The sequence below is a fragment of the Streptomyces botrytidirepellens genome (assembly GCF_003721215.1).
Lineage (GTDB): Bacteria > Actinomycetota > Actinomycetes > Streptomycetales > Streptomycetaceae > Streptomyces > Streptomyces himastatinicus.
This window is the reverse complement of sequence record NZ_RIBZ01000595.1, coordinates 1-3,999: the sequence shown is the minus strand read 5'-3', so window position 1 is coordinate 3,999 and position 3,999 is coordinate 1. Positions and strand designations below refer to the sequence as shown.

Genomic DNA, 3,999 nt, shown 5'->3' with positions numbered 1-3,999 from the left:
TCTCGGCGGCCGGCCCGGGTGTCGGCGCCGCGCGTCGCTGCGGCGCCAGCTGACGGGCCGGGCCGGGCGCGTCCAGCATGCAGGCTGCGGCGATGGGCGCGGATCCTGTCGACGGGGTGGTCGGCCAGGCGGTCGAGGAGCAGGGTGGTGGCGCGGCACCGGTTGCGTTCGGATACCGGTTGAGCGTCGGCCGGTGTGCCTGCAGCGCCGCGGAGGCGTGCTGCAGCCGGGCTTCGGCTTTGCGGACCTTCTGTTCTGTCTCCTGGTGCTCGTCGACGGTGGCCAGGAGCGCGGAGCGCCGCGAGGCCCGGACGCCTCCGCCCATCGCATGTATGTGGTCGTTCCAGTGGTTGAGCTGGGCCTGAGCGGCGCCGCGCTCCTCGTGTGCCTCTCGGACGGCGTGCTGGTGCGAGCGGAAGGCGGTAGCGGCCTTGCCGGCGCAGCGGATCAGCTCGATGGTGCGCAGTGCGTTGTTCACGTTCATGTCGGTCTTCTCGGTGATGGATGCCGTTGGTGGGTCGGTGGCCGGACCTTGGGGATGCTGCGGGGGTTGTTACGGGTGGGGCCCGGGCAGCTGGATCCCGGGGAAGTTGACGGGCTGGCCGGTGGCGTCCGGGTCGTGATCAGCGCGGGTGGCCGCGAAGTGCGCGCGGACGGCGGCTGCGGCGTCGCCCGGGCTCTTGGCGGTGACCTCGTAGGAGGACAGGGCCGTTGCGTAGAGGGCGCTGAAGAGGGTGTCCGCGACGTGAGGGGCCTTGTTGGGCGCGGGGGTCGGGATGACATCGAAGACCTTCGCTCGCCACCCGTGGTCGGCGGCGATGACGGTCCAGGAGCCGGCCACCCGCTCATACTTCCCGCGGATGGCTTGTACGAGCTCGGTCACCGGCGTGACGTCACGGTCGGTGTACTCGGTCCAGGGCCAGTGGAACGCCCCGGTTCGGTAGTAGCCGTCCGCGTCCGGGCGGACCTCGGTGCGGCCATAAGACGTCACGAAAGCCCGCACGGTGAGCGAGCTGTGTGTCGGCGCAGATCTGCCGCATCACGGAGGGGGTGAAGCGCGGGGCGCAGTACCCGTCCCAGTGCTCGGGCCGGGTCTGGCAGCGGTAGGGGCCGACGCCGCCGTTGAGCGACACCTCGTTGCGGGTCCACTGGGCAGAGGCGCCGTCGTACCAGTCCCGGATGGCGCGGGCGCAGCTGGCGCTGTCGTGCGCCATGGCGGCGAGCGTGGGGTTCCTCAGCGGCAACTGGCGGTTGTACAGGTCCTTGTCGGCGTAGCCGTCGATTTCCGGGCCGTACCACGTGGCGAACCATCCGCTGTGGTGGGCGATGGGGTGGTCTACCGACGCGTCGTCTGTGATGCCAATGTGGAGTTCGTGTTCGGACACCTCGCCGTTGGGCCCGAACGTGATGGATCGGGCGGTGCAGTCGCCACTGGTGGGCAGGAACTCGGAGGGAAGGCCGTAGGCGTCAAGGGCGGCTTTGAGGGCGATGTCGGCCTTGATGTTGTCCGTGGTGCCGGTCTGCGAGGCGAGTGCGCGGGTGGCGGCTTCGCGGGCCCGGAGGAAGCGGGCGTCGGCCGACATGAGGTTTGTCGAAGGCATGCCAATTCCTTAGAAGGGGGTGGATGAGTTGAAGGCGGTGGCGGGGGTGGTCCGGCCGCCGAAGGCGTGACCTCGCTTCGAGGGAGCGGGGCGGCGACGATGAGAAAGTTAGGAGGTACCGGGGTTAGCGCAGCAAGTGGGCGGGGTTTCGTGGGCGCTGGGTGTGCACGCAGGGAAGCGCTGCGCTTCACGGGCGCCCGGCCCGTCAAACGGTGGTCGGAGTCCTGCACCCACTGGGCCGTGCCCGGTCTGTGCGCTACGTGAGGCCCATCACAGCAGGTCACATCGCTGACGGACGGATTTGGGTGACTCCACCCACGCGCAGACGCGCGGGCTTCCTGAGGCCGTGGCTAGGCCACCACGTTGCAGAGGACCAGCCCGGCCCTGTTGAGGATGTTCGTCGCGCCGACGCTGCTGTCCGCGTGCTCACAGGGTGACAAGGGGCACCTCCGCCTCTCGCAGCCGGAGCCCCTGCCCGCGGCGTGTGCGCGTCTCCCGCCAGGCGGGAGACCCGATCAATCCGCTGCAGCGGGGGATGGGATGTTCCCTCGTACTGCTCGGAGCGGGCGTCCTGGGCCCGCCAGGGTCGAGAGTGATCGAGCACTCGGCGCGAGGGGGATCAGGTGAGCAGTCTGCTGGAGTCCGTACGTGGACTGGGCCGGGACGTGGCCATGCCCGATGACCTGCCGGCCCGGGTCGCGGTGGTCACGGCGACCTACCAGCGGTGGTCCAACTTCCCGCCCGAGGCCAGCGTCGTGGCGAAGTTCGCCGTCCTGCGCGCTCGGCTGGGACCGGAGGGGTACCAGGCGGAAGGGTTCTCCATCTGGGATGCCGAGGCCGAAGGGCGCGACGCACTCGCACGCCGTGTCTCCGACGCGGACGTGATCGTAGGCAGCAACCTGCTGGGCTCCCACTACCGGGCCTGGGACGGGGCCGTCGACATCGAGCCGTTCATGGCCCGAACCGCCGACCTCTTCCTCTCGCTGTACGAACTGCGCGGGGGTGGCTCCGCAAGGGGCTTGGGTCTGTCCGACCTGGCCCGCGGGGCACTCGGGCATCGACGGGAACGCTCGAAGAAGGGATCCGGACACTTCCCCGCCCAGACCCTGTGGGACGACGTGACGCTGACGCTCACGCTGTGGGAGATGGCCGTGCGGCTCCGGGCCGTACCTGTCTCCGGGCGCCCGGTCGCCATCGATGATGCCGCTCTGGCCGAACTCACCGGCCGTAAAAGCCGGTTCGCAGCGCGAGCCGACTGGGCGGAGCAGGCGGCCGACCTGGTCCTGGAGTATCCAGTGGAACGCGACAGCCAGTTCATGCTCCGGGAAGGAAGCACGTTGGCACGCGGCGCGCTCCTCTCCCGCGCCGAGTACGCGATTCCTCCCCTGGACATCCCGATCCCGGTCACGAACACCTCGGCTCGCGGCCCTGCCATGGCCTGGCTGCTGGACGAGGAGGACTTCGTCACTGCGGCCCAGGTGCTGGACCCCGGGATCGGCGCGCTCAACATCACTGCCTCCTGGACGGCCCATCGCCTGCTGTGGGCGAACTTCGGACCGAGCAAGATGCCCGGGCTCGCCGAGCTCTCCCTGTCCACCGGCCTGGGATCCGCCCGGCTTCTCGTCCCGCACGGACAGCGGTCCATCAAAGCCCTCAACCTGGCGAGCGTCAGCGACGGCGACCTGCTGCTGCTGCCAGACTCCCGCGCGCTGCGCCGCGAGTTGAAGCGCCATGCTGACTCGGAGCAGCTCGCCCAGGTACTCGCGGAGGCCGGCGGGCTGACCGTCCCGGTACAGGCCTCGGCGGCGATCACGGCCCGCGACGCGATGGTCCGGTGGGACGCGGAGCAGGTCCTGGACACCGAGACCTGGCTCGCTGCCCAGGCCGTCGCCACGTGATCCTAGTTGTGCCTTTGCTGGGCTCATGTAGTAGCAGCGAGGCCGACAGCGGCGCGGCGAAGCGGATGGGCCCTCGGTGCCGTCGAGACGTGTGCCGATACACTGCGGCGCCGCTCACGCTCGCTGCGGCGAGCGTGGAGGCCACGATTGCGGATTCCATCAGGTGGAGAGTGGCCTCGCGGGCCAGGCGCTGGGCGGCTGTACCTCGGTCATCAATGAGCATGCGCAGGAGCTCCTCCAGAAGGTCGACGCGCTGAGCTCGCATTGGGGCTGCGGCGTCGGCTCGCGGGCGGTGTCTGTGCACGTGGCAGGCATGCAGCTCCGTGCTTGCCACGGCCGTCGGCATATGAGGGGAAGCGGTTGGTCACTGGGCATGGTGGTGGTTGCCCACGCCTCGTCGTAGACGCTGGGGCCAGGGCTGGCACCGCCCGCCTCAGAGCCGTGGTGCTCCCCCGGATCCATTCTGTGTTTCACCGCTCGGCTCCGGGGTCGGGGGTGCT

The 3,999-nt window shown here is 69.9% G+C and carries 3 protein-coding genes and 1 pseudogene; 1 reads left to right on the top strand and 3 read right to left on the bottom strand.

All coding sequences use genetic code 11. The annotated features are described in order from the left end of the window. The 3 genes and pseudogenes from EEJ42_RS33385 to EEJ42_RS33380 all read right to left on the bottom strand — a co-directional run. Window positions 1–484 (bottom strand): annotated as a pseudogene (locus EEJ42_RS33385) (hypothetical protein); the annotation flags it as partial. A 69-nt stretch (window positions 485–553) separates the two neighbouring features. Beyond that, complete coding sequence (locus tag EEJ42_RS53335) at window positions 554–883, bottom strand: hypothetical protein (RefSeq protein WP_246097550.1); 330 nt, start codon at window positions 881–883, stop codon at window positions 554–556. Window positions 884–893: 10 nt separating this feature from the next. Next, window positions 894–1,601 carry a hypothetical protein gene (locus EEJ42_RS33380; RefSeq protein ID WP_246097549.1) on the bottom strand — a complete coding sequence of 236 codons (708 nt, stop codon included), beginning with the start codon at window positions 1,599–1,601 and terminating at the stop codon, window positions 894–896. 623 nt (window positions 1,602–2,224) lie between these two features. Here EEJ42_RS33380 and EEJ42_RS33375 point away from each other — a divergent pair. Further along, window positions 2,225–3,499 (top strand): hypothetical protein, encoded by a 1,275-nt coding sequence (locus EEJ42_RS33375; RefSeq protein ID WP_123105763.1) that lies wholly within the window; start codon window positions 2,225–2,227, stop codon window positions 3,497–3,499. The last annotated feature ends 500 nt before the right edge of the window (window positions 3,500–3,999 follow it).